This window comes from Streptomyces sp. SM10 (genome assembly GCF_002910915.1).
Classification (GTDB): Bacteria; Actinomycetota; Actinomycetes; order Streptomycetales; family Streptomycetaceae; genus Streptomyces.
In genome coordinates, this window is sequence record NZ_NEUF01000187.1 from 24,318 (window position 1) to 47,072 (window position 22,755).

The following is a 22,755-nucleotide window of genomic DNA, read 5'->3' on the forward strand; positions in this document are numbered from 1 at the left end:
GGTGCGCGGTGTCAGATGGCCGCCTTCTTCAGGCGCCGGCGTTCGCGCTCGGAGAGGCCGCCCCAGATGCCGAACCGTTCGTCGTTGTTGAGGGCGTACTCAAGGCATTCGGAACGGACTTCACAGGCGAGACAGACCTTCTTGGCCTCGCGGGTGGAGCCGCCCTTCTCAGGAAAGAAGGACTCGGGGTCGGTCTGGGCGCACAGTGCGCGCTCCTGCCAGCCGAGTTCCTCGTCCGCGTCCTCGACCAGCAGTTGCTGGAACAGCTCGGTCATGTGCGCCCCTCGTCTGTCTCTTGCGTCCCCGTGATGCGGCCGTTATCGATGCGGCCGAACGACACGAGTGAAATTACAAGTGTGTAGCTTCGGGCCAGTCAAGCGAAGATCTGCTATTGGCCTAGGTATTCACTCTGCGGAACCAAGCCTATGCGGAAAGTGTTCAAATCACCAAAAACCTGACATATGCCATGAGCGCCGCCCCACCGCACCTCTCACCGGGTGAGACGAGCAAGGCCGCCTCGATGTTTCGATTTGATCACCGAAGCGACCAAGATCACAGGAGGGTCACGGCGCATCACCCACGCGCACGGGCGCGGTTGATGCGCCACCTTGCCTCTCCGGCGGCTGCCAAAACCTTTCTCCATCACCCGCAACCGGATGGGGTGAAACATTGCCGCCAAATCGGGCATTGGGTTGACAGATGGGCACCCCAGCCGGTCTGCTTGGTCTCATGCCAGTGACCTCAGCGATGCACACGGCCCACGTCCGTGGGTTCCGTACCGCTGCCCAGGCCCGCTGTTGCTGTTCCAGCTGTCACAGCTGTTGAGCCGTAGCGCTCCAGCTCTGATCCAGCCCCGTTTCACCGCATTCCGGTCTTCGCGACACCCCCTGCACGCGTATCCCCATGCCGAGGAACCACCGCACCCATGAACAGCGACAGCGACCTTTCGATCGCCGGCGACATCCTCGAGGTCCAGCACCTCCTCCGGCCTGCCGGCTCCCACCCCTCCACCGTGGCCGGCTTCGCCGGCCTCGCCCGCTCCATCGCCGCCGACCGCGACCGGTGGGCCCCTCTCGTCCGGTACGACACCACCACCCGCTGGTACCACCGGCTGCAGACCGGCCCCGGCTACGAGGTGTGGCTGCTGAGCTGGGTCCCCGGACAGGGCAGCGGCCGCCACGACCACGGCCCCTCCTCCGGCGTACTCACCGTCCTGGAAGGCGAGTTGACCGAGCACACGGCACGCGGGACCCACTCCCTGGACTCCGGAGCGCAGCGCGTCTTCGCCCCGGGATTCGTCCACGAGGTCGTCAACGACTCCTTGGAGCCGGCGGTCAGTCTGCACGTCTACTTCCCGGGCCTGACCGAGATGCCGATGCACTCGGCGCGGTGCTCCGCGACCACCGAGGACGCCGTACCGGCCTGACCGACCCGCCCGTCGCCCGCCACCACCCCCACAAGGATCAGGCTCCGCCTGACAGACTGTTGGGCATGCGCATTGTGGTTCTGGCCGGCGGTATCGGTGGTGCTCGTTTCCTGCGTGGCCTCAGACAGGCCGCGCCCGACGCGGACATCACGGTGATCGGCAACACCGGCGACGACATCCATCTGTTCGGACTGAAGGTCTGCCCCGACCTCGACACCGTGATGTACACCCTCGGCGGTGGCATCGACGAGGAGCAGGGCTGGGGACGTACCGACGAGAGCTTCCGGGTCAAGGACGAACTCGCGGCGTACGGGGTGGGCCCCGAGTGGTTCGGCCTCGGCGACCGTGACTTCGCGACCCACATCGTCCGTACGCAGATGCTCGGCGCGGGCTATCCGCTGAGCGCGGTCACCGAGGCGCTCTGCGCACGGTGGAAGCCGGGCGTACGCCTGATCCCGATGACCGACGACCGCGTCGAGACGCACGTGGCGGTGGACGTCGACGGCGAGAGCAAGGCCGTGCACTTCCAGGAGTACTGGGTGAAGCTGCGCGCCTCCGTGCCCGCGCAGGCCGTCGTGCCGGTCGGCGCGGACCAGGCCAAGCCCGCTCCCGGGGTGCTGGAGGCCATCGCCGAGTCCGACGTCATCGTCTTCCCGCCGTCGAATCCGGTCGTGTCGGTGGGCACCATCCTCGCCGTGCCCGGCATCCGGGAGGCGATCGCCGAGGCCGGGGTGCCGGTCGTCGGGCTCTCCCCCATCGTCGGCGACGCACCCGTACGGGGCATGGCCGACAAGGTGCTGGCAGCGGTGGGCGTCGAGGCCACCGCCACGGCCGTCGCCCAGCACTACGGTTCGGGGCTGCTCGACGGCTGGCTCGTCGACAGCGTGGACGCCGGAGCCGTCGACGAGGTCGAGGCGGCCGGGATCCGCTGCCGCGCCGTCCCGCTGATGATGACCGACGTGGACGCGACCGCCGAGATGGCCAGGCAGGCCCTGGCGCTCGCCGAGGAGGTACGGGCATGAGCGGCGGCTCCGCGGACACGGCGCCCTCGTACCGGGTGTGGGCCCTGCCCGGGATGCCCGAGGTGCGGGAGGGGGACGACCTCGCGAAGCTGATCGCCACGACGGAGCCGGACCTGGTGGACGGCGACGTCCTGCTCGTGACCTCGAAGATCGTCTCCAAGGCCGAGGGCCGGATCGTCGAGGCCTCGGACCGGGAGGCGGCGATCGACGCCGAGACGGTCCGGGTGGTGGCCAGGCGCGGGGCGCTCAGGATCGTGGAGAACCGGCAGGGACTCGTCATGGCCGCCGCGGGGGTCGACGCGTCGAACACCCCGGCCGGGACGGTGCTGCTGCTGCCCGAGGACCCCGACGCCTCGGCCCGGCTGATCCGGGACGGCCTGCGGGACGCGCTCGGTGTCGAGGTCGGGGTCGTCGTCACCGACACCTTCGGCCGCCCCTGGCGCAACGGCCTGACGGACGTGGCGATCGGAGCGGCGGGGGTCAGGGTGCTCGACGACCTCCGGGGCGGTACCGACGGACACGGCAACCCGCTCAGCGCCACCGTCGTGGCCACGGCCGACGAACTGGCCTCGGCCGGCGACCTGGTGAAGGGCAAGGCGTCCGGGCTGCCGGTGGCGGTCGTCCGCGGGCTCCCCCACGTGGTGGCCGGCTCCGACGGGCCCGACGAGGGCGCCCGCGCGATGGTGCGGGTCGCGGCGGACGACATGTTCCGGCTCGGTACGTCCGAAGCGGTCCGTGAGGCGCTCGGGCTCCGGCGCACGGTCCGTGAGTTCACGGACGAGCCGGTCGACCCCGGGGCCGTGCGGCGCGCGGTGGCCGCGGCGGTGACGGCTCCGGCACCCCACCACACGACGCCCTGGCGTTTCGTCCTGCTCGAGTCCGAGGAGTCGCGGCACCGGCTGCTGGACGCCATGCGGGACGCGTGGATCGCGGACCTGCGACGGGACGGGCGCAGCGAGGAGTCGGTCGCGAAGCGGGTGCGGAGGGGCGACGTCCTGCGCAACGCGCCGTATCTGGCGGTGCCGTGCCTCGTGATGGACGGGTCGCACACCTACGGGGACGAGCGCCGGGACACCGCGGAGCGCGAGATGTTCGTGGTCGCCGCCGGTGCGGGCGTGCAGAACTTCCTGGTGGCGCTCGCGGGTGAGCGGCTCGGCTCGGCGTGGGTGTCCTCGACGATGTTCTGCCGGGACGTCGTGCGTGAGGTCCTGGACCTGCCGGACGCGTGGGATCCGCTGGGCGCGGTGGCCGTGGGGCACCCGAAGGGGACCCCACCGGAGCGGGCCGCCAGGGACGCGGGGGCGTTCGTCGCGGTGCGCTGAGACGCGGCGCGCGGGGGCTACAGCCGGGCGATGTCGCGCGGCGTCATCCTGGGGGCCCGGCGGGCCGGGGTGCGGCCCGAGAGCATGATCAGACGGGTCGCGCGGTGCCGCTGGCCCTCGTACGGGGCGAGGAGCGTCAGCATCTCCTCGTCGTCGGCGTTCCTGTTGCCCGCGAGCGCGTGGCCGACGATGCCCGGCAGGTGGAGGTCGCCGACCGTCACCGCGTCGGCCGCTCCGTTCGAGCGCTGCAGGGTCTCCGCCGCCGTCCAGGGACCGATGCCCGGGATCAGCTGCAGCCGGGCCATCGCCTCGGGGAGGTCCATGGCGGCCGCCTCCTCCATCCGCCGGGCCACCCGGACCGCGCGCAGGATCGTGGCGGAGCGCTTGGCGTCGACGCCCGCGCGGTGCCACTCCCAGGACGGGATCAGCGACCAGCCCCGGGCGTCCGGCATGACGTACAGGCCGTATCCGCCGAACGCCCCGTCGGCGGGGCCGGGGGCGGGGGTGCCGTAGGTGCGGAGCAGCATCCGCCAGGCGCGGTAGGCCTCGTCGGTGGTGACCTTCTGTTCCAGGACCGACGGGATCAGGGACTCCATGACCAGCCCGGTGCGCAGCAGGCGCAGGCCCGGCCGGCGGTGCTGCGTCAGGGCGACGAGCCGGTGGCGCGGCCGGAAGTCGTCCGGGGTGTCGTCCGCGCCGAGCAGCGCCGGGAGCCCGTCCAGGAGCCACTGGGCGCCCGGCCCCCAGGCCGCCGCCGCGATCCGGCCGTCGGTGGCCGCCGAGACCCGCAGGGTGCCGGGGCCCGCCGGGGTGCGGGTCGCCCGCCAGAACGTTCCGTCGGGCAGCGCCCGGTAGGCGGGGTCCGCCGGACCGCGCCGCAGCGGGCTCAGGACCAGCCGCAGGTCGAGCGGGCCCGGCGGGGTCCAGGTCCGGGTCAGCGGCGGGACGGAGGCGTCTGCGTGACCGGGCCCGGGCTCCTGCCGGGGCACGGCGGTGGTGCGGGGTACGAAGCGTCCTGCCACGGGTCGGGTCCTAGGTCGTCGGGGGTACGTGTCGAGGGTACGGCCGACGGGGAGCGTTCACTGGTCGGACGAGAAGCGGACCGAGGCGTCCGGGAGGACCGCACCGCACCAGACACGGATCCCGTCCCGCAGTTCGTTGTCGGCACCGACCTGGGCGCCGTCACCGATCACCGCCCCCGTGAGGACGGTGCGGCTGCCGATGCGGGCACCGGCCCCGACCAGCGAGTCGGTGATCACCGCGCCCGGTCCGACGACGGCGCCGTCCAGCACGGTGGAGCCGGAGATCCTGGCTCCCTCCCCGATGAGCGCGCCCTCGCCGACGACCGTACCGCCGGTGAGCTTGGCGTCGGAGGCCACGGAGGCGGTGGGCAGGACGAGCCGGTCGCCGCAGCGGCCGGGGACGGCCGGGGACGGGGCGCGGCCCAGGACCAGGTCGGCCGAGCCGCGTACGAACGCCTGCGGGGTTCCGAGGTCCAGCCAGTACGTGGAGTCGACCATGCCCTGGAGATGGGCCCCGGAGTCCAGGAGCCCGGGGAAGGTCTCGCGCTCCACGGAGACCGGCCGGCCCTCCGGGATCGTGTCGATCACCGACCGGCGGAAGACGTACGCCCCCGCGTTGATCTGGTCGGTGACTATCTCCTCGGGGGTCTGCGGCTTCTCCAGGAAGGCCGTCACCCTGCCCGTGACGTCCGTCGGCACGAGGCCGAAGGCACGCGGGTCCTCCACCCGCGTGAGGTGCAGTGAGACGTCCGCCCCGGAGGTGGTGTGGGCCGCGACCAGGGACCGGATGTCGAGGCCGGTGAGGATGTCCCCGTTGAACACGATGACGGGTTCGTCCGGGCCCGAGGCCAGCCGCGACGCCACGTTCCTGAGGGCTCCGCCGGTACCGAGGGGTTCGTCCTCGGTGACGTACTCGATGGAGAGGCCGAGCGACGAACCGTCACCGAAGTACGGTTCGAACACCTCCGCCAGGTAGGACGTCGCGAGCACGATGTGCTGCACCCCGGCCGCCCTGGCACGCGCCAGTTGGTGCGTGAGGAAGGGCACCCCCGCCGCCGGGACCATCGGCTTCGGGGTGTGCACCGTGAGCGGACGCAGCCGGGTGCCTTTGCCGCCGACCAGGAGGATCGCTTCTCTTGCCTCTGTCACAGCACCGTCTCTGCTTCCTGCTGGGGCCGGGCCTCGTTTCGGCTGGCCAGTGTATGCAGACCGTTCGGGCCCTCCCGGTCAGCGGCCCTGCAGCTTCGCCGAAGTCGTCCGGGCGCTGCCGAGCTTCTTGTAGAGACGTGCTCCGGGGCATTCGGTTGCGAAACCGTCGCGGTGCCCGGAGATGACGTTGAGGTTGGCCTTGGCGCCCTTCTTGTACTTGCCGCTGCCGCCGGAGACGAGCGTCACCTTGCCCTTGGGGTTGCGGCCGAACAGACCGAGCTTCCAGGCGGTCAGCTTGGCGACCGCGGTGACCGCGGCGGCGGGCGGGTTCTTCGAGCTGTACGTCCCGAGTACGGCGATGCCCATGCTGTTCGTGTTGAAACCGAGGGTGTGCGCTCCGAGGACCGCCTTCGTCACGCCTCCGGCGCGTCCTTCGTAGATGTTTCCGCACTTGTCGACGGCGAAGTTGTAGCCGATGTCGCGCCAGCCGCTGCTCTTGACGTGGTAGCGGTAGATACCGCGCAGGATGGAGGGCGCCTGGGCGCAGGTGTAGTTGTTGCCGGTGGCGCTGTGGTGGATGAAGGCGGCCTTGACGGTCGAGGTGTAGGCGAAGGCGCGCTCCCGCAGGCTCTCGTCGGCGCCCCACCCCTTGCGGGTGACGATGCCGGGACGGGGGCCCACGAAGGGCTTGGCCGCTGCTCCGACGACGGCCTGCTCCTCGGACTCCGCCTTGCTGAGGGCCGGGATCTTCAGGGCGCCGAGCGGTGCGAGGTCCGCGTTGACCGCGGAGCTCTCGGCCGCGGCCAGGCCGAGGCCCGGTGACTCGGGGAGCGCACCGGGCTGGGCGGCCGTGGCGGGTGTGGCGGTGCCCGCCGGCGGGGTGACGGTGTGGTCGGCGCGCGGCTCCTCCGCGTCGTCGCCCGGGTCGACGAGCTCCACCCGCAGGCCGGCGGGGAGGGGTGCGGCGTCGGCGGCGCCGCTGCGCGGTCCGGCGTTCTCGGCGCGGACGCGCACCTCGACGCCGTCCGAGTCGCCGACCCAGAGCGGGGCGGTCGAGCCCCGCACCGTGCCCGATTCGCGCTCGGGGCTGCCCGGGTCGGCGGCGTGGTCGGTGTTGTGCGTCTCGAGGGACTGCCAGCCGGACCACCTGGTGGTGCCGGCCCCGCGGGTACGGACCTGGACGGTCCCGTGGAGTTCGGTGTCGGCGTCGTCCCAGACCACGCCGACGAGCGAGAAGCGGTGTGCCTCGCGACGGAGGAGCCCCCGCGCGGCCTCGGGGTTGACGGATTCGGTGGGTCCGCCGGTGGCCCGCGGGACCGCGGTGAGCGGCCGTAGGGGCAGTGACTGGGTCGAGCCCGCGGGTTCGGCGGGGGCGGCGGGCGCCTGTGCGACCGTGGCCTGGACGGGGGCGGCGGGTGCCGGCGCGGCGAGCGGAAGGGTGAGTGCCGTCGCGCAGGTGACGCCGATCGAGGTTGCAAGAAGTGCACGCATACAGGAAATCCTTCACAGAGTCCGGCATTTCCGGCTACTGGAGTGCAGTCGCGTCGACCTGACGCCCCGTATGCCGAACCGGTGTACGGGGCACCCGTCACGCCCGGTCGGGCGCGCGCCCGCCGCGTACCCTTGCGCGGATGAACGCCAGTGATCGCACCCCCGCCGACCTGCTGCGATCCGCGCTCGCCGCGGACCCGGCACGCCCCCTCGTCACCTTCTACGACGACGCAACCGGAGAGCGCGTCGAACTGTCGGTGGCCACCTTCGCCAATTGGGTGGCCAAGACCGCCAATCTGCTCCAGGGCGACCTGGCCGCCGAGCCGGGCGACCGGCTGGCCCTGCTGCTCCCCGCCCACTGGCAGTCGGCCGTCTGGCTGCTCGCCTGCTCGTCGGTGGGTGTGGTCGCGGAGGTCCAGGGCGACCCGGCCTTCGCCGATCTGGCGGTCAGCGGGCCGGACACGCTCGACCGGGCACTCGCCTGCCGCGGTGAGCGGATCGCGCTGGCCCTGCGCCCGCTGGGCGGCCGGTTCCCGCAGACCCCGGAGGGCTTCGCCGACTACGCCGTGGAGGTGCCGGGCCAGGGCGACCGCTTCGCACCGTTCGCCCCGGTGGACCCGGCGGCCCCCGCGCTGACCGTGGACGGCGCCGGCCTGACGGCGGACCAGCTGGTCGCCCGTGCCCGCCAGGACGCGGCGCGGCTGGGGCTCGGCCCGGGGTCCAGGCTGCTGACGGGACACACGTACGACAGCTGGGAGGGACTGTCCGCCGGTCTCTTCGCACCGCTGGCCGCGGGGGGCTCCGTGGTGCTCTGCCGCCACCTGGACCGGCTGGACGCCGAAGGGCTGGCGAAGCGGGTCGAAAGCGAGCGGATCACCAACACCGCGGTATGACAAGCGCCCTGAAGGCCACCCGTCCGGCCCATGGCGGGCCGAGCCCCCGGGACTGATCACCGACGGCGGTACATGATCGGGCGGTACGAAGCACCTCCCGGGAATGCCCTCTGGATGCACAACCAAGCGTGAGGTTCAGCCGTCTACTTCTGCGACCGGCGGCCCATCGCGCCGCCGACCGTGAAGGATGGACGCAGACGTGAGCGACAGCCCCGGCCCCCCGGCCGAACCGGAACGCCCGGACCACCCGGCCGGGGGCGAGCCGGCCGACGGGTCGCAGGACGCGTCCGGCGCGCCCCCGCGGGACGACGCCTCCGCAGAGACGTCCCGGGCCTCGGCGTCCGGCGGAAGCGGAACCGGCGCGGACGAAGACGGCGGTCCGGGGGGCGGCGGCACGGGCGACACCGGCACGGGCGGCGGAGACACGGGTGGCGGAGACGCGGGTGGCGGAGACGCGGGTGGCGGAGACGGGACCTGGTCCGCGCGTCCCGCGCGCGACCCCCGGAGCGGCAGGCGCCACTGGCTGCGCTGGACCGCTCTCGCCGCCTCGTTCCTCGTGCTGGTCGCCGCCGGGGTCGGCTGGTGGCTGTACAAGAAGCTGGACGCCAACATCACGACCGACACGAGCGCGGCCGCCGAGCTCAAGGCGTACGAGAAGGACCGTCCGCTGCCGATCGCGCGGGACGCCCAGAACATCCTGCTCATCGGCTCCGACACCCGCTCCGGCGAGAACAGTGCCTACGGACGGGACGACGGCGGAAGCCAGCGCTCGGACACCACGATCCTGCTCCACCTCGCGGCCGACCGCAGGAGCGCGACGGCGGTGTCGATCCCCCGCGACCTGATGGCCGAGATCCCCAGCTGCCACAAGGACGACGGCAAGGCCACGAAGGCGCAGTTCGCCCAGTTCAACTGGGCCTTCGAGATGGGCGGCACGGCCTGCACGATCCGTACGGTCGAGAAGATGACGGGCATTCGCGTCGACCACCACATGGTCATCGACTTCAACGGGTTCAAGGACATGGTCGACGCGGTGGACGGCGTCGAGGTCTGCCTCAAGGATCCGGTCGACGACGACGACGCCCATCTCAAGCTGCCCGCGGGTCGCCAGAAGCTCGACGGCGAGGAGGCCCTGGGATACGTACGCGCCCGCAAGTCGATCGGCGACGGCAGCGACACCGAGCGCATGGACCGTCAGCAGAAGTTCCTGGGGGCTCTCGTCAACAAGATGCAGAGCAACGGCGTGCTGCTGAACCCGACGCGGCTCTACCCGGTCCTGGACGCGGCGACCAAGTCGCTCACCACCGACCCGGGCCTCGACTCCCTGCGGGACCTGTACGACCTGGTGCGCGGGATGCGGAACGTGCCGACGGAGAAGGTGCAGTTCCTGACGGTCCCCCGCACCTCCTACCGCGCCGACCCGAACCGCGACGAGCTCGTACAACCGGACGCGGACAGGCTGTTCACCCAGCTCCGGAAGGACGAACCCGTCACCGTCGTCCCGGCCGACACCATCAATTCCGGGGATTCACAGGCGGGTCACAGCTCCGAGAAGGACCCGTCCGGCCAGAAGCCCGGCGACACGGAGGCGAGTCCGACCCCCGCCCCCACCTATTCGGGCTCGAATGCGGCGGACGACCCGTGCGGCACGTAAAGCAATTCCCAAGTGATGGACGGATATCGGAGCGGAAAAGGCAGAATGCCCGGTTGTAAAGAGCGTGGAATGTGTCACCCGCGCCCCCTGTGGCCGATTCCGCCGGATAGTGTGACGCGATCCGGCGCTCTCGGTCCCCCGATCGCACGCGCCCGGAGCGAGCGACCGAGGGCCCTGTCGGGGGAGGCGCCTCGCGTGGCACCGACGGAGGATTCAGGCAACCGTGGACGCGCATAGCCGTGGGCGGGCGGACGATATCGATCCCGCCGACCAGTGGGTCCTCAACCCGCGGACCGGCGCTTACGAAGTGCGACCGGGCAACTCCGGAAGAGAGTCATCCGGTTCCTCCCGCACACCGGAGAGGTCCGGAGGCCGACGTGAGTCCACGGCCTCCCGCGGCGAGGTGCCCGCCCAGCGGAACCGCCGCCCGGCGGGTGACGATCGCGGCGGCCGGCCGCCGTCCGGCCGCCGCGATCGCAGGCCCCCGAAGTCGCGGCGCAGGAAGGCCCTGCTGTGGACCGGCGGCGTGCTGGCCTTCGTCGTGGTCGCGGGATCGGCGGGGGCGTACGCCCTCTACGAGAAGTTCAACGGCAACCTGGACACCGTCGACGTCGGTGACGCCGGCAACAAGAGCGTCTCCGGCGAGGGCCCGCTCAACATCCTGATCATCGGCACGGACAAGCGGACCGGCACGGGGAACGAGGGATACGGCGACAAGGGCAGCACGGGCCACGCCGACACCAACATCCTCTTCCACGTCTCCGCGGACCGCACGAACGCGACGGCGATGAGCATCCCCCGGGACCTGATCACGGACGTCCCCGACTGCAGCACCAAGCAGGAGGACGGTTCGCAGAAGGTCATACCCGGCTCGGGGTCCGTGCGCTTCAACGAGAGCCTCGGGCAGGAGGGACGCGACCCCGGCTGCACGATGCGCACCGTCAAGGAGATCACCGGCCTGGCGGTCGACCACTTCATGATGGTCGACTTCAACGCGGTCAAGACGCTCTCCACCGCCGTCGGCGGCGTCAAGGTCTGCGTGGCCCAGGCCGTCAAGGACCCCGACTCGCACCTCGACCTGCCGAAGGGCGAGTCCACGATCGAGGGCGAGGACGCGCTGGCCTTCGTCCGTACCCGGCACGCCTTCGAGAACCAGAGCGACCTGGACCGGATCAAGGCCCAGCAGCAGTTCATCGGCTCCATGATCCGGCAGATGAAGTCCGACGACACCCTCACCGACCCGGGCAAGCTCTACAAGCTCGCGGACGCGGCGACCAAGGCGCTCACCGTCGACTCCGGGATCGGCTCCATCAAGAAGCTGACCTCGCTCGCCCGGGAACTCGGCAGGATCGACACGAAGAACATCACCTTCGTCACGATGCCGGTGAAGGACAACCCGGCGGAGCCGACGCCCGTCACCGTGGTCGAGGAACCGGAGAAGGCCGAACAGCTCTTCGCGATGATGCGTTCCGACACCTCGCTCACCGAGGTGAAGAAGAAGGAGCAGGCGGCGAAGAGCAAGCAGGAAGCCGTCCTCAAGGGCAGCCGGGCCGAGCCGGCCGACGTCCGTGTCGACGTCCTCAACGGCGGCCGGATCGTGGGTGCGGCGAGCGCGACCGTCGCCTGGCTGCAGAACGAGCAGGGCGTACCGCAGTCCACGAACAAGGCGAACGCCCCGGCGAAGATCGACAGGACGACGCTGGCGTACGCGCCGGACCAGGCGGACCAGGCCCGCGCGCTCGCGGACATCATGGGCCTGCCCGCCACCGCGCTCAAGCAGGGAACGGCCGACGCCGAGGGCCTTCAGGCGATGGTGCTGACCCTGGGCGCCGACTTCAAGGGCGCGGGAGTCCCCCTCACCGGACCGGCAAAGGCGCCGGAAGACATCCAGAGGGCCAGTGCCGACACGGCGGAATGCGCGAGGTGACGACAGTCCTCGCGCCACAGCGGAATTCTGAGAAGCAGGGGGGTCCTGGTGGGACGGAGCAGTGTGCGCGGGAAGGAGACACGGCCGCGTGGCCGTCGCGACGGGGCGGACACCCCCGCAGGCCGGGCCGGACGGAGCGGCCACGGCCGGCGCGGCAGCTCCGCCCCGCCGGAGCACGGATCACCGGTACGGCCCGACCGCCGAGCCCCCAAGAGCGGTAAGCGGCGCGTACTGCGCTGGGTGGCGTCCGTCCTCGCGCTGCTGATACTCGGCACCGGCGGCGCCGGTTACGTGTACTACAAGCACCTCAACGGGAACATCAAGAAGGCGGATCTGACGCTCGGCGACAAGGACATGGCCGACCACAAGGCCAACGCCGCCGGACAGACCCCTCTGAACATCCTGCTCATCGGGTCCGACGCCCGTGACTCCGAGGCCAACCAGAAGCTGGGCGGCGCGAAGGAGACCTTCGGCGGCACGCCGCTCGCCGACGTGCAGATGCTGCTCCACCTCTCCGCGGACCGCAGCAACATCTCGGTCGTCAGCATGCCGCGCGACACCATGCTGAAGATGCCCAAGTGCACCGACCCCGATTCGGGCAAGGTCTACGCGGCCAGCACGCTCGACGTCCAGACCAACGAGAGCCTCGGCCGCGGCGGCCCCGGCTGCGCGGTGGCCACCTGGTACGAGCTGACCGGCATCACCATCGACCACTTCATGATGATCGACTTCGCCGGTGTGGTCTCCATGGCCGACGCGGTCGGCGGTGTCCCCGTCTGTGTCGACGCCAACGTGCACTCGCGCAGCAGCGACGGGAAGGGATCGGGGCTGAAGTTGGAGGAGGGCACCACGTCGGTCAAGGGCGAGCAGGCCCTCCAGTGGCTGCGTACCCGCTACGGCTTCGAGGACAACACGGACCTCGGCCGGACCAAGGCCCAGCACCAGTACCTGAACTCGATGGTCCGCGAGCTGCGCACGGGCACCAAGCTCACCGACCCCGGAAAGCTGATGGACCTCGCCGAGGCGGCCACCAGCGCGCTGACGGTCGACAAGGGCCTCGACACGGTCAAGAAGCTCTACGACCTGGCCGGGGAGCTCAAGAAGGCACCGACCGACCGCATCACGATGACCACCATGCCCAACGTCTACGGCACGGGGAACTTCGCCGGGCGCGTGTACCCGAAGGCCGACGAGGCCGAGCAGGTGTTCCGGATGATCCGTGAGGACATCCCGCTGGACGGCAAGGCGTCCAAGCGCAAGACGCCCGTCACCGAGGATGCGGCGGCCCCCGCCGACGAGATCGCGGTCAGCGTGCGCAACGCCACCGGCACGGACACCCTCGGGCCCGCCCAGGGCCGTGCGAGCACGGTCAAGGACCTGCTCACGGAGGCGGGCTTCGCCAAGGCGTCGGTCGACTCGCAGAACGTCGAGCCCGCCGCCAGGACCGGCCTCCTCTATCCCAGCGCGGACCTGGAAGGCGACGCCCAGGCGGCCGCCAAGGCGCTCGGTATCCCGGTCTCCCAGGTGAAGAAGTCGACCGACGTCTCGGGCATCGTCCTGGCCGTGGGCGCCGACTGGCGCAAGGACGAGGCGTACCCGGCCAAGGCCGCCGAGGAGAAGACGCCGGACTCGGCGAACCCCCTCAACGGCGCGGACGAGGAGGCGTGCATGCACGTCAACCCGAACTACACCTGGTGACGCCGTAGGTGCGAGAAGGGCCCCGCCGGCGCCGCCGGCGGGGCCCTTCTCGCAGGTCCAGGCGGTCAGACCGGCTGCTCCCGGACGGCCGGGCGGCGGCTGGCGATGACCTTCTTCGCGAGCGAGCGGGGACTGGTCAGGAAGCCGTACCCCCACGACATGTGCATGGTGGCCAGGGCCACCGGGATCTGCGCCCGCGCCTTCAGGGACAGGCCCTTCCCGGCGGGCAGCGACCCGGCGACGATGGCCGCGGCGTATCCGGCGGGCACGACGAACGCCCACGGGGTGACGGCGGCGCCCACGACGATGCCGGCCGCTATCGCGCAGACGGCGGCCGGCGGGGCGAGGTAGCGCAGGTTGATCGAGCCGGAGTGGTAGCGGGCCACGACGTGGCGCCAGCGGCCGTACTCCTTGTACTGCTTGGAGAGGGCGCGCACGCTGGGCCTCGGGCGGTACTGCACCTTCAGCTCGGGCGAGAACCAGATCAGGCCGCCCGCCTCGCGGATGCGGAAGTTCAGCTCCCAGTCCTGGGCGCGGATGAACTCCACGTTGTAGCCGTCGGCCCGCTCCAGCGCCTCCCTGCGGAACACACCCAGATACACGGTCTCGGCCGGGCCCGCGCTCCCGCCGGTGTGGAAGGCCGCGTTGCCGACGCCGATCTTCGAGGTCATCGCCGCGGCGACGGCCTCCTCCCAGGCGTTCTCGCCCTCGGCGTGCATGATGCCGCCGACGTTCTGCGCGCCGGTCTCCTCCAGGAGCCGGACCGCCGTCGCGATGTAGTTCGGCGAGAGCATGCCGTGGCCGTCCACCCGTACCACGATCGGGTGATGTGACGCCTTGATCGCGGCGTTGAGCGCGGCCGGGGTGCGACCCGTCGGGTTGGGGACGGTGTGGACCCGGGAGTCCTCCCGGACCAGCTCGGCGGCGATCTCGTCCGTACGGTCGTCCGAGGGGCCGAGTGCGATCACCACCTCCATCTCGCCGGCGTACTCCTGCTCCAGGATGTGCCGGACCGAGTTCCGGAGATGGCGTTCCTCGTTGAGCACCGGCATGATCACGGAGACGGCGGGGTACTGCGCGGCAGACATGTGGTCCTCGGGGGGTCCTCGGGGGTGCCAGGGTTCCGGGGGGTTTCGCACCCCAGGAGGCGGCGTGACTCGGCCGCCACGTTACCGCGAACGGGGGACAGCGGCGCGCGCCGCCGGGTCTCTCCCCGGTCCGCAGATCGTATGGGCCTACCGTGCGAAAGTCCCACTCGCACCGCGGAGGTGTCCCTCGTGCCCACACCGCACCGATCGCCCCGTCCACCGCACCCCCGCACCGATTCACCGCAGCGCAGGACCTCGACGAAGCCCGGCGGCCGCGCCACGCCACGGAAGCGGGCCGGCGCGCGGAAGCCGCCGCCCCGGTGGGGCATGCGGGTCGCCACCGGACTCTCCGTGCTGGTGCTCGGCGCCGGCGGGATCGGCCATGCCGTGGTGAGCGGCCTGGAGACGGGGATCGACCGGGTGGACCCGTTCAAGGACATGAAGAACCGCCCTCAGGGCGGCCACGGGATGAACTTCCTGCTCGTCGGCACCGACGGCCGCGACAAGATCACCCCGGCGGAGAAGAAGAAGTACAGGCTGGGCGGTGCCCCCTGCCACTGCACCGACACCCTCATGCTCGTCCACGTCTCGGCGGACAAGCAGCGGGCCAGCGTCGTCAGTCTTCCGCGCGACAGCTACGCCGAGCTCCCGGCCCACACCGACGGCACCACGGGCAAGGAACACTCCGCCCATCCGGTGAAGCTGAACGCCGCCTACGCCGAGGGCGGACCCCACCTCACGGTGCGGACGGTCGAGCAGATGACGGGTGTCAAGATCGACCATTATCTGGAGGTCGACTTCACCAGTTTCATGAAGACGGTCGACACCCTGGGCGGGGTGGAGATCTGCACCGCCAAGCCGCTCAAGGACTCCTACACCGGGCTGGACCTGACCGCCGGCACCCACCGGCTCGACGGCGGCCGGTCCCTCCAGTACGTGCGCTCCCGGCACCTCGACGGAGCGGCCGACCTGGGCCGGATGCAGCGCCAGCAGAAGTTCATGGCCGCGCTGATCAAGCAGACGACCAGCAGCGGTGTGCTGATGAACCCGATGAAGTTCCAGCAGGTCGCCGCGTCGATGCTCGAGTCGGTCCGCGCCGACAAGGGCTTCGGTACGGAGCAGATGCTGGAGCTCGGCAAGGCCATGCGCGGCTTCACCCCGGCCTCGTCCGAATTCGCCTCCGTCCCCCTCGAGGAGAAGGGCTTCCCGGTCAAGGGCATCGGCTCCACCGTGAAGTGGGACGCCGCGGAGTCGAAGAAGATGTTCCAGGCCCTGCGCGAGGACCGGCCGCTCGCCCCGCACGTGCCGAAGCAGCCCAGGGCGACGCTCGTCGACGTGGCCCCGGAACAGATCCGGGTGCAGGTCTACAACGGGACGCCCAAGGACGGGCTGGGCCAGGACGTCGACGCGGCCCTGCGCGCCACCGGATTCAACACCACCCGAGCCCCGCTGAACGGCGGACCGAGCAACCTGACCCGCACCCAGGTCACCTACGACCCGCGGTGGGACCGGTCGGCGAAGTCCCTGGCCACGGCACTGCCCGGCTGCGAGCTGAGGGCGGTGAAGGGACAGGGCGCGACGATGGAGGTCACGGCGGGCTCGGACTTCACCAAGGTGAAGCGGGTGAAGGCCGAGGATCCGCAGCGGGGCGAGTTCGGCTCGGTCACGGGCGACCAGGTGGTCTGCCCGTGACCGGGGCCGGCGCGGTCGGTCCGCCCGTGACCGGGGCGGGCTGCCTGCCTGCCTGCCTGCCTGCCTGCCTGCCTGCCCCGGCATTCTCAGCGGGGGACGAAGCGGTCGACCAGGATCGTGAGGCGGTCCTGGACCCGGTCCGCGGGCAGCCGCCCCGCGCGGGTGAGGGCGACCAGCCCGTGCAGCGCGGCCCAGAACGTCTCGACGAAGAGCCCGGGCTCGTCGGGACCGGCATGGCCGGCGAGCGGGTCCAGCATCGCCTGGAACGCCTCGCGCAACGGCGCGGGCGTGGCCTCGTCGGCGTACAGGAGTCCGTTGTCGAGGCTGAAGATCGCGTCGTACACGGCGGGATGGCGCAGGGCGTAGTCGGTGTAGGCGCGGGCCAGTGCCACCACCGACTCCCGGGCCGTGGGCTCCGGGTGCACCGCGGCGCGCAGAGCCGCCGTCAGTTCGGCGACCCCCTCCAGCGCGACCGCGCCCACGATCTCCTTCTTGCCGCGGAAGTGGCTGTAGAGGACCGGCTGGCTGTACTCGATCTGCTCGGCGAGCCGGCGCGTCGTGACGGCGTCCCACCCGTGCGCCTCGGCGAGCTCCCGGGCGGTGGTCACGATCAGCTCGTTGCGGGCGGCCCGCTCACGTTCCTTGCGTTCGCGTAGCGACATGAACAGATCCTAGCACCGCTAGTCAATCAAGCATCGATACACCCGGCGTCGGCCACCGGCCCCGCCGGAGCGTCCACCGCCCGGGAGTCAGCCTTGAGCCGCCCTGGAGCCACCGGAAGGAGAGGAGAGATCAGTCGTCGATGCCCTCGGCGGCGCGCCGCTCCCTCAGCTCCTTGATCGCGCGGCGCCGCGCGAGGCGGTGCGTGCGGCGGATCTGGGCCTCCTGGTAGCGCCGCTTGTCACGCTCCGTCTCCGGCGCCACCTGCGGTACGGCGCGGGGCTTGCCCTCCTCGTCGACGGCGGCGAACACCAGGTAGGCGCTGCCGACCTGCTGCGCGGGGGTCGACTCGTTCCACCGCTCGGCCATGACACGGACGCCGACCTCCATCGAGGAGCGGCCGGTCCAGTTCACCTGGGCACGGACGTGGACGAGGTCACCCACGCGAACCGGCTCCAGGAAGACCATCTCGTCCATCGAGGCCGTCACGGCCGGACCGCCGGAGTGCCGACCCGCGACCGCTCCGGCGGCGTCGTCGACCAGCTTCATGATCACACCGCCGTGCACCGTACCCAGGAGGTTGGTGTCGTTGCCGGTCATGATGTGGCTGAGGGTGGTGCGGGAGGCCGAGGTCGGCTTGGCCGGAATATCGCCCTCCGGTGGCTGGGGCTGATCTGTCATGCCGTCCACCTTATGCGGGGGCTTGCACCCGGTTGCATTGCATCAGCTTCGCAACAGCCGTGACCCGATCTCCCGCACACCCTGTAAGAGCCACAGGGCGAGACGGCACACTGGACCGCATGAGCGATTGGCCCGAAGGACGCAACGGCGGACCCGACGAGCGCTACGGGCGGGGCAGTGCGAGCCCGCAGCCCGAGAGCGCCCGCGCCATGCCGCACGTCCGGCGGCGCCCCGCGCCTCCGCAGTCCCCTCCCCGGATCCCGCCGCAGCCGAGTCAGGGCCACGACGGCTACGGGGAGACCCCCGGCTACGACAGCGGTTACAACACGGGCCAGGTCTACGGGGGCGGCCAGGGCGGCGGACAGGGCGGTGGTGGCCGCCGCGGCGGTGACAGCGGCTACGTCCAGCCCCGCGCCGCCCCGGACTGGGGCCGCAGGATCAAGGTCGGCGTCCTGACCCTGGTGGTCGTCGTGCTCGCCGTCTCCGTCGGCACGTACTTCTGGGCCGACGGCAAGCTCAAGCGTGAGGTCGACCTCTCCAAGGTCATCGACCGTCCCTCCGAGGGCGACGGCACGAACTACCTGGTCGTGGGCTCCGACAGCCGCGAGGGCATGACGGCCGAGGACAAGAAGAAGCTGCACACCGGCTCCGCCGAGGGCAAGCGGACCGACTCGATGATGATCCTGCACGACGGCTCCGGCGGCCCGACGCTGATCTCGCTGCCCCGTGACTCGAACGTCGAGATCCCCAGCTTCGTCGGCTCCGAGTCCGGCAAGAAGTTCGAGGGGACCGGCCGTACGACCAAGCTGAACGCCGCCTACGCGGAGGACGGCCCTGAGCTGCTCGTCCGCACGGTCGAGTTCAACACCGGGCTGCGCATCGACCACTACGTCGAGATCGGCTTCGGCGGCTTCGCCAACATCGTGGACGCCATCGGCGGCGTCGAGATGGACATCCCCAAGGCGTTCAAGGACAAGAAGTCCGGCGCCGACTTCCAGGCCGGCAAGCAGACACTGAACGGCGAGCAGTCCCTCGCCTTCGTCCGCACCCGGTACGCCTTCGCGGGCAGCGACCTGGACCGCACGAAGAACCAGCAGAAGTTCCTCGCGGCCCTGGCCTCCCAGACGGCGACCCCGTCGACGATCCTCAACCCGTTCAAGCTCTACCCGACGATGGGCGCGGGCCTGGACACCCTGGTCGTGGACAAGGACATGTCCCTCTGGTCGCTCGGCAACATGTTCTTCGCGATGAAGGGCGTCACCGGCGGCGAGGGCACGTCGATGAACATCCCGCTCACGGGCCAGAGCGTGAACGGCAACCTCGTCTGGGACAAGGACAAGGTCAAGCAGCTCGTGGAGCAGCTGAAGAACGACGAGAAGGTCACGGTCAAGGGCAGTTGACCGGGAGCACAGGCAAAGAGGGCGGGCCGGGGGTCGATCCCCGGCCCGCCCTCTCCGCCTGTACGGGCGCACCCGTGGAGGGTGCGCCAGGGGGAAGGTGTCACCGCCCCGCACGGAGGCCGCGCGAGAGGTGCGCCGTCCGTTCGACGGCCTTTCCGGCGGACGGGCCGGCCCGCAGCTCTTCCGCGGGATGAGGACGCCCTTCCGCTTGCGCATGCGGCGTTCTCGGCCGCGGGCCCCGGCGGAGGCCGGCCTTCCTCCCTCGCACGGGCTGCGGGCAGGGAACAGATCCGGTCGGACGGCACAGCCGGCTCCGCACATACGTGCAGACCGCAAGCATCCGCCCGCGAAGGTTGCGCCGCCTTTCCGCCGTGTTCAGCTCCCGGGAACCTGCTGGCTGGTATGGACCTGTCACCTTCGTCACGCCGGCCTCTAGCGTCACGTCCTGTCCAGAACCGAAGGCCGCAACCCGGCGGCCGGTCACCGAACGGGGAACACGATGAGACGCAAGATGTGGACCGCACTCGCCCTGCCCCTCCTGGCAGCCTCGGCGACCCTCGTCTCCGCTCCGACCGCGGGCGCGGCGGTCGCCGGTGCCGACGCGTGCACGCACCCGTCGTGGTCCAACCAGGACGCCGGCTACGGATACGTGTCCGGCAGCTCCGCGCCGCTGCGCACCGGCCCGAACGAGGGCTGCCCCACGACGGCCACCGTCTACGGCGCGAAGCTCTACTACCACTGCTACGTAGTCAACTCCGCGGGCAACACCTGGACCCACGCGCGCATCGACGGCACGCAGATCAACGGGTGGATCTACGACGGCAACCTGAACGACAACGGGGCGACCAAGCACTGCTGACGCCCGACGCACCGAGGCCCCCCGGCGTCCGCCGGGGGGCCTCGGTGCGCTGCGGCGCGCGTGAGGCTACGGCAGGTTGCGGGCCATGACGATCCGCTGGACCTGGTTGGTGCCCTCGTAGATCTGGGTGATCTTGGCGTCGCGCATCATGCGCTCGACCGGGTAGTCACGGGTGTAGCCGTAGCCGCCGAGGAGCTGGACGGCGTCCGTGGTGACCTCCATGGCGACGTCGGAGGCGAAGCACTTGGCCGCGGCGCCGAAGAAGGTCAGGTCGCCGTCGAGGCGCTCGGACTTGGCGGCGGCGCTGTAGGTGAGCTGGCGGGCCGCCTCCAGCTTCATCGCCATGTCGGCCAGCATGAACTGGATGCCCTGGAAGTCGCCGATCGGCTTGCCGAACTGCTTGCGCTCCTGGACGTAGCCCTTGGCGTAGTCCAGGGCGCCCTGCGCGATGCCGAGTGCCTGGGCCGCGATCGTGATGCGGGTGTGGTCCAGGGTCTTCATCGCGGTGGCGAAGCCGGTGCCCTCCTCGCCGATCATGCGGTCGGCGGGGATGCGGACGTTGTCGAGGTAGACCTCGCGCGTCGGGGAGCCCTTGATGCCGAGCTTCTTCTCCGGGGCGCCGAAGGAGACGCCCTCGTCCGACTTCTCGACGACGAACGCCGAGATGCCCTTGGAGCGCTTGGCCGGGTCGGTGACGGCCATGACCGTGTAGTACTCGGACTCGCCCGCGTTGGTGATCCAGCGCTTCACGCCGTTGAGGACCCAGAAGTCGCCGTCGCGCACGGCCTTGGTCTTCATGCCCGCCGCGTCGGAGCCGGCGTCCGGCTCGGAGAGGGCGTACGAGAACATCGCGTCGCCCTTGGCCAGCGGGCCCAGGTACTTCTTCTTGAGGTCCTCGGAGCCGGAGAGGATGACCGGGAGCGAACCCAGCTTGTTCACGGCCGGAATCAGGGAGGAGGACGCGCAGACGCGGGCCACCTCCTCGATCACGATCACGGTGGCGAGCGCGTCGGCGCCCGCACCGCCGTACTCCTCCGGGACGTGGACCGCGTGCAGGTCCGAGGCGACCAGCGCGTCCAGCGCCTCCCTCGGGAAGCGGCCCTCCTCGTCGACCGCGGCGGCGTGCGGAGCGATCTTCGCCTCGGCCAGCGAACGGATCGTCTCGCGGAGCATGTCGTGCTCCTCGGCCGGACGGTACAGGTCGAAATCGGTCGAACCCGCCAAGATGTTCACTCCCCAAGGATGCTAACTACCGTTAAGTAACCCAATTTTAGTGGCCCGTCCGAGCCGAGGCATACGGGCCGGGCACGTGAGCTTGCCGACAGACCGGAGGCGACCGGAAAACAGCGCTCCGCACGCCACGGATATGCTCGGCTCCGCACGTCTGTCCGCATCGTTCAGGAGCACCCATGGCCCTCAGGATCACCGTGATCGGCACCGGCTACCTCGGCGCCACCCATGCTGCGGCCATGGCGGAGCTGGGCTTCGAAGTCCTCGGACTCGACGTCGTGCCCGAGAAGATCGAGATGCTCTCGGCCGGCCGGGTGCCGATGTACGAGCCGGGTCTCGAGGAGATCCTTCAGAAGCATGTCGCGGGCATCGAGGGATCCACGGGGCGGCTGCGGTTCACCACCTCCTGGGAGGAGATCGGCGCCTTCGGCGATGTGCACTTCGTCTGCGTGAACACTCCCCAGAAGCACGGCGAGTACGCCTGCGACATGAGCTACGTGGACAGCGCCTTCGAGTCCCTGGCCCCGCAGCTGACCCGTCCCGCCCTGGTCGTGGGCAAGTCCACCGTCCCGGTGGGCTCCGCCGCCCGGCTGGCGGCCCGGCTGGCGGAGCTGGCGCCGGTGGGCACGGACGCGGAGCTGGCCTGGAACCCGGAGTTCCTGCGCGAGGGCTTCGCGGTGAAGGACACGCTGCACCCGGACCGGCTCGTGATCGGGGTGGAGAGCGAGCGGGCCGAGAAACTGCTGCGCGAGGTGTACGCCGGGCCGATCGCCGAGGGGTCCCCCTTCGTGGTGACGGACTTCCCGACCGCCGAGCTGGTGAAGACCTCCGCCAACTCCTTCCTCGCCACCAAGATCTCCTTCATCAACGCGATGGCCGAGGTCTGCGAGGCGGCCGACGGCGACGTCGTGAAGCTCGCCGAGGCGATCGGCCACGACGAGCGCATCGGGAAGAAGTTCCTGCGGGCCGGGATCGGCTTCGGCGGGGGCTGTCTGCCCAAGGACATCCGCGCCTTCATGGCACGCGCCGGCGAGCTGGGCGCCGACCAGGCGCTGACCTTCCTCCGTGAGGTCGACTCCATCAACATGCGCCGGCGCGGCCACATGGTGGAGCTGGCCCGCGAGGCGGTGGGCGGGGGCTCGTTCCTCGGCACGCGCGTCGCCGTGCTCGGCGCCACCTTCAAGCCGGACTCCGACGACGTACGCGACTCGCCGGCGCTGAACGTGGCCGGGCAGATCCATCTGCAGGGCGGCCAGGTCACGGTCTTCGACCCGAAGGGCATGGACAACGCCCGACGGCTCTTCCCGACCCTCGGCTACGCGGACACGGCGCTGGACGCGGTGCGCGGGGCGGACGTCGTGCTGCACCTGACGGAGTGGCGCGAATTCCGGGAGCTGGACGTGACGGCGCTGGGCGAGGTCGCGGGACGGCGGATCATCCTGGACGGCCGCAACGCACTGGACCCCGCGGTGTGGCGCGAGGCCGGCTGGACGTACCGGGCGATGGGACGCCCGAAGGCCTGACCCCGAGACCGATGCGGG

Annotated in this window: 19 protein-coding genes; 11 read left to right on the forward strand and 8 right to left on the reverse strand. The window is 70.9% G+C overall.

The genetic code is table 11. From position 1 onward, the window contains the following. Positions 1-11: 11 nt before the first annotated feature. Positions 12-275, reverse strand: a complete 264-nt coding sequence (locus B9S57_RS32585; protein WP_031093859.1) for a WhiB family transcriptional regulator — start codon at positions 273-275, stop codon at positions 12-14. Positions 276-925: 650 nt separating this feature from the next. Between B9S57_RS32585 and B9S57_RS32595 the strand changes: the two genes are divergently transcribed. The 3 genes from B9S57_RS32595 to B9S57_RS32605 all read left to right on the forward strand — a co-directional run bounded on the left by B9S57_RS32595 (position 926) and on the right by B9S57_RS32605 (position 3,770). After that, on the forward strand, positions 926-1,426 hold the full coding sequence (locus B9S57_RS32595) for a cysteine dioxygenase family protein (RefSeq protein ID WP_103760762.1): 501 nt from the start codon (positions 926-928) through the stop codon (positions 1,424-1,426). A gap of 65 nt (positions 1,427-1,491) precedes the next feature. After that, entirely contained in the window at positions 1,492-2,448 is a 957-nt protein-coding gene (cofD, locus tag B9S57_RS32600) for a 2-phospho-L-lactate transferase (protein ID WP_103760763.1), read from the forward strand. Continuing rightward, positions 2,445-3,770 carry a coenzyme F420-0:L-glutamate ligase gene (locus tag B9S57_RS32605; protein ID WP_103760764.1) on the forward strand — a complete coding sequence of 442 codons (1,326 nt, stop codon included), beginning with the start codon at positions 2,445-2,447 and terminating at the stop codon, positions 3,768-3,770. Before cofD ends, B9S57_RS32605 begins: the two co-directional genes overlap by 4 nt. 17 nt (positions 3,771-3,787) lie before the next feature. Here B9S57_RS32605 and B9S57_RS32610 read toward each other — a convergent pair whose 3' ends face one another. The 3 genes from B9S57_RS32610 to B9S57_RS32620 form a co-directional block, all read right to left on the reverse strand. Further along, on the reverse strand, positions 3,788-4,792 hold the full coding sequence (locus B9S57_RS32610; RefSeq protein ID WP_103760765.1) for a DNA-3-methyladenine glycosylase: 1,005 nt from the start codon (positions 4,790-4,792) through the stop codon (positions 3,788-3,790). A gap of 57 nt (positions 4,793-4,849) precedes the next feature. Next, complete coding sequence (locus tag B9S57_RS32615) at positions 4,850-5,941, reverse strand: sugar phosphate nucleotidyltransferase (RefSeq protein WP_103760766.1); 1,092 nt, start codon at positions 5,939-5,941, stop codon at positions 4,850-4,852. A 78-nt stretch (positions 5,942-6,019) separates the two neighbouring features. Then, on the reverse strand, positions 6,020-7,432 hold the full coding sequence (locus B9S57_RS32620) for an N-acetylmuramoyl-L-alanine amidase (protein ID WP_103760767.1): 1,413 nt from the start codon (positions 7,430-7,432) through the stop codon (positions 6,020-6,022). A gap of 140 nt (positions 7,433-7,572) precedes the next feature. Between B9S57_RS32620 and B9S57_RS32625 the strand changes: the two genes are divergently transcribed. From B9S57_RS32625 to B9S57_RS32640, 4 genes are all read left to right on the forward strand, one after another. Further along, on the forward strand, positions 7,573-8,325 hold the full coding sequence (locus B9S57_RS32625) for a TIGR03089 family protein (protein WP_103760768.1): 753 nt from the start codon (positions 7,573-7,575) through the stop codon (positions 8,323-8,325). 187 nt (positions 8,326-8,512) lie between these two features. Continuing rightward, positions 8,513-9,979: an LCP family protein gene (locus B9S57_RS32630; RefSeq protein ID WP_103760769.1), complete on the forward strand. Its 1,467-nt coding sequence runs from the start codon at positions 8,513-8,515 to the stop codon at positions 9,977-9,979. A 223-nt stretch (positions 9,980-10,202) separates the two neighbouring features. Beyond that, positions 10,203-11,906 (forward strand): LCP family protein, encoded by a 1,704-nt coding sequence (locus tag B9S57_RS32635; protein ID WP_103760770.1) that lies wholly within the window; start codon positions 10,203-10,205, stop codon positions 11,904-11,906. Positions 11,907-11,954: 48 nt separating this feature from the next. Beyond that, positions 11,955-13,604, forward strand: coding sequence for an LCP family protein (locus B9S57_RS32640; RefSeq protein WP_103760771.1), 1,650 nt, complete (start codon positions 11,955-11,957; stop codon positions 13,602-13,604). A gap of 65 nt (positions 13,605-13,669) precedes the next feature. Here the strand turns inward: B9S57_RS32640 and B9S57_RS32645 are convergent, their stop codons facing one another. After that, the gene (locus B9S57_RS32645) at positions 13,670-14,692 is read right to left on the reverse strand and encodes a glycosyltransferase family 2 protein (protein WP_103760772.1); all 1,023 of its coding nucleotides are present in this window, start codon (positions 14,690-14,692) and stop codon (positions 13,670-13,672) included. Between the two features lie 327 nt (positions 14,693-15,019). On the opposite strand from B9S57_RS32645, the gene B9S57_RS32650 reads away from it, so the two are divergent. Beyond that, positions 15,020-16,384, forward strand: coding sequence for an LCP family protein (locus B9S57_RS32650; protein WP_103760773.1), 1,365 nt, complete (start codon positions 15,020-15,022; stop codon positions 16,382-16,384). A gap of 86 nt (positions 16,385-16,470) precedes the next feature. Here the strand turns inward: B9S57_RS32650 and B9S57_RS32655 are convergent, their stop codons facing one another. Together B9S57_RS32655 and B9S57_RS32660 are read right to left on the reverse strand one after the other, a co-directional pair. Continuing rightward, a complete protein-coding gene (locus B9S57_RS32655; protein WP_103760774.1) occupies positions 16,471-17,046 on the reverse strand; it encodes a TetR/AcrR family transcriptional regulator in 576 nt (191 codons plus the stop codon). 130 nt (positions 17,047-17,176) lie between these two features. Then, positions 17,177-17,725 (reverse strand): acyl-CoA thioesterase, encoded by a 549-nt coding sequence (locus B9S57_RS32660; protein ID WP_103760775.1) that lies wholly within the window; start codon positions 17,723-17,725, stop codon positions 17,177-17,179. Between the two features lie 119 nt (positions 17,726-17,844). Between B9S57_RS32660 and B9S57_RS32665 the strand changes: the two genes are divergently transcribed. Then, positions 17,845-19,125 (forward strand): LCP family protein, encoded by a 1,281-nt coding sequence (locus tag B9S57_RS32665; RefSeq protein WP_103760776.1) that lies wholly within the window; start codon positions 17,845-17,847, stop codon positions 19,123-19,125. Between the two features lie 499 nt (positions 19,126-19,624). Next, positions 19,625-19,984 (forward strand): hypothetical protein, encoded by a 360-nt coding sequence (locus B9S57_RS32670; protein WP_103760777.1) that lies wholly within the window; start codon positions 19,625-19,627, stop codon positions 19,982-19,984. Positions 19,985-20,050: 66 nt separating this feature from the next. Here the strand turns inward: B9S57_RS32670 and B9S57_RS32675 are convergent, their stop codons facing one another. Further along, complete coding sequence (locus tag B9S57_RS32675; RefSeq protein WP_103760835.1) at positions 20,051-21,208, reverse strand: acyl-CoA dehydrogenase; 1,158 nt, start codon at positions 21,206-21,208, stop codon at positions 20,051-20,053. A 185-nt stretch (positions 21,209-21,393) separates the two neighbouring features. Here B9S57_RS32675 and B9S57_RS32680 point away from each other — a divergent pair, with 185 nt between their 5' ends. Then, positions 21,394-22,737 carry a UDP-glucose/GDP-mannose dehydrogenase family protein gene (locus B9S57_RS32680; RefSeq protein ID WP_103760778.1) on the forward strand — a complete coding sequence of 448 codons (1,344 nt, stop codon included), beginning with the start codon at positions 21,394-21,396 and terminating at the stop codon, positions 22,735-22,737. Positions 22,738-22,755: the final 18 nt, after the last annotated feature.